Raw genomic sequence first — 3,012 nt, forward strand, 5'->3', positions numbered from 1 at the left:
ACGTTATCCGTTTTCACCTGCCATTCACCCACACCTCTTTTCAAGTATCTTTCGACCCTCTTTTCTTTGGAACAGGCACTTAACAAAATCACCAAACCAACGAACACCAAATAGTTCAATTTTACTTTCATAATCCCTTCAAATTTCAATTAAAAGCTATTTTCTACGCTTAATACGGTAGGTGGTAACGCTCTTCCAAACACCCATATCTACTGTCAATTTTGCATATTCTAAAGTCATTTCATTTTTAGACTCCTCTATAACCCTAAATATCAATACATTATTATTATTGTAACTCCATTGATTTACTAATGTGATAACTATTTCATTATCTGTGTTAAACCAGGTTCCTGTGTCATTCCCATTCTCCCAACTAAACTTTCCTCCTTTCTGAAAAACAAATGCAGTATGATCAGTCGAATTACTCTCATTAATCAAAGAATCATATGAGTAATACATGTTATGAACGTTTACAACATCCCAAACACCTTCTTTTTTGAGTAAGGAGCGTTCCAATTTCTTTTCTTTGGTACAAGCAGAAAGTCCTGAAAAAATAATTGCCAGGAGCAAGACAGATTTGATGGTTATTCTCATTATTCGAATTTGTGTAAAGATAATTCGTTTGAAAACAAAAACAAATAAAAAAGCCATTAGCATTTCTACCAATGGCTTCCAATAATTGAAACTATTTTATTTCGCAGGAAGTATTTTTCCTGAAACTTCTCCGAAGCCGATGCGAACTCCTTCTTTTGATGAGAAACCACGCATGATTACGGTATCTCCATCCTGGATGAACTTACGTTCCGATCCGTCATTCAATTTCAATGGGTTTGCCCCTCTCCAGGTTAATTCCATCATTGAACCATACGAATCGGGTGTTGGACCGGAAATTGTTCCGGATCCCATCAAATCTCCGCAACGGACATTACACCCGTTTACCGTATGATGAGCCAATTGCTGCGCCATATTCCAGTACATGTACTTGAAATTGGATGCACAAACTTTTGTTTCTCCCCCGTTTTCAGGTTCGATGAATACTTCCAACTGAATATCGTATGACAATTGTCCCTCGTATTTCAAATACGATAATACTTCCGGATCTTGCTCGGGTCCTTCCACTTTGAACGGCTGTAACGCATCCAGCGTAACGATCCACGGAGAAACGGACGATGCAAAGTTTTTTGCCAAAAATGGTCCAAGCGGAACATATTCCCACGCTTGAATATCTCTTGCCGACCAATCGTTAAACAATACCATTCCGAAAATATAATCTTCTGCTTCTGCCGTAGAAATAGAATCCCCCAGTGGTTTTCCGTCGAATGTGATGAATGCTGTTTCCAACTCGAAATCCAGGCTTCTGCAAGGCGCATAAATCGGTGGCTCTTCCGGATTCGGCTTGATCTGCCCTTTCGGTCTGTGAACCGGTTCTCCCGAAATGATTATCGAACTGGAACGTCCGTGATATCCTACCGGAAGCCACAACCAGTTTGGCATTAAGGCATTTGCAGGGTCACGTAACATCATCCCGATATTTGTTGCGTGTTCTCTGCTTGAGTAAAAATCCGTGTAATCTCCAATCTGAACCGGCATACACATCTGAACGTTTTCAACCGGAATCAATACCTGTGCAACATGTTGTTCGTTTTTCTGTAAATCTTCCTGATTCGCATCAAACAATTTCGACAATCGGTTTCTCAAATCACGAACGGCCTTTTTTCCTTTTTTCATCATTGAATTCAATGAATCAGAATCGAAATCAGATAATTCGAAAGGTAAATTTTCCAAGTAACCCAATACATGCAATGTTTTTAAATCAATTACTTTGTTTCCGATCCGGGATGCAACATGTGGAGTCAGGTTTTCACTCTTTACAACTCCGAAAGGTAAGTTTTGAATCGGGAAATCTGAATCTGAAGGAACTTCAATCCATGATTTCAAAGCAGGGTTATTTGCAGAAATTTGAGACATTTTGATTGTTTTTTATACTTACAAAGATACTTTAATTGAAAATGTAAAAGTGAAATCCCGGTAGCTATCGGGAGAAAAGTGAAAAAGTTAACTGATTTTAGTCTGTAAGCACATTCGAAATCAACACTTTTACCTTCAAAAGGCTATTTCACTTTTGCTTTCATGAATTTATTGAAATCAATCCAGCTTTGTTTGTCTGCCGCAGCATTATAGGCAATCGGCATGGAAAATTTCTTTCCTGTTTCGGTAGAATGCGGATTGGTGAATGCATGTGTTGCATCCGGGTAATTGATAAACGTCAGATCTGCATTTGCGTCCGATAGTTGTTTTTTGAATGCTGTAATGTCTGTTTCAGGAACAAAAGAATCTGCCGCTCCGTTGCAAACCAGGATTGCCGCCTTTAATTTACTCTTATCGACCGGAATTCCTGCCAATCCTCCATGGAAACTTACCACAGCATCCAGCGGTGCGCCCATTTTTGCTGCGTTTAAAACAACCGAGCCTCCGAAGCAGTAACCGATTGCAATCATTTTGGACGAATCAACGCCGGAAATTGTCAAAGCTTGTTTGTATCCGGCCATAAAACGTTCGTAGGAAAATTCCGGGTCTTTGTAAAACGGCGTGGCAAAAGCCTGCGCATCTTTCGGGTTGTTTGCGATTTTACCTGTTCCGTACATATCAATACAGAAAGCAATGTTTCCTTCCTGCGCGATTTGCACAGCACGCGATTTTACGTAATCGTTCAATCCCCACCATTCGTGAACAATCAGGACTGTTTTGGTTTTTTTGGTCACTTTCTCCGGCTTCGCATAGAAAGCAGTGAATTTTTGTCCGTTAATGGAGTATTGCAGCGAATCCAGTTTTTGAGAAAATCCGTAAGTGGTGCTGAAAAGCAATGCTAAAAGAATGAGTTGTTTCATGATTCAAATTTGAAGTTTGTATCGGATAAAGATACAATCGATTTGAAAATATGTAGAAAACTAATTCCTAATTCCTAATTCCTAATTCCTAATTCCTAATTCCTAATTCCTAATTCCTAATTCC

The 3,012-nt window shown here is 39.3% G+C and carries 3 protein-coding genes; all 3 read right to left on the reverse strand.

Annotation, left to right across the window (positions count from 1 at the left end):
• Window positions 1–156: 156 nt before the first annotated feature.
• On the reverse strand, window positions 157–594 hold the full coding sequence (locus tag Q1V93_RS12320) for a hypothetical protein (RefSeq protein WP_300665118.1): 438 nt from the start codon (window positions 592–594) through the stop codon (window positions 157–159).
• Window positions 595–690: 96 nt separating this feature from the next.
• The gene (fahA, locus tag Q1V93_RS12325; RefSeq protein ID WP_300665120.1) at window positions 691–1,968 is read right to left on the reverse strand and encodes a fumarylacetoacetase; all 1,278 of its coding nucleotides are present in this window, start codon (window positions 1,966–1,968) and stop codon (window positions 691–693) included.
• A gap of 143 nt (window positions 1,969–2,111) precedes the next feature.
• Window positions 2,112–2,888 (reverse strand): dienelactone hydrolase family protein, encoded by a 777-nt coding sequence (locus Q1V93_RS12330; RefSeq protein ID WP_300665123.1) that lies wholly within the window; start codon window positions 2,886–2,888, stop codon window positions 2,112–2,114.
• Between the last annotated feature and the right edge of the window lie 124 nt (window positions 2,889–3,012).

Origin of the sequence: Fluviicola sp. (genome assembly GCF_030151805.1) — a bacterium.
Lineage (GTDB): Bacteria > Bacteroidota > Bacteroidia > Flavobacteriales_D > Crocinitomicaceae > Fluviicola.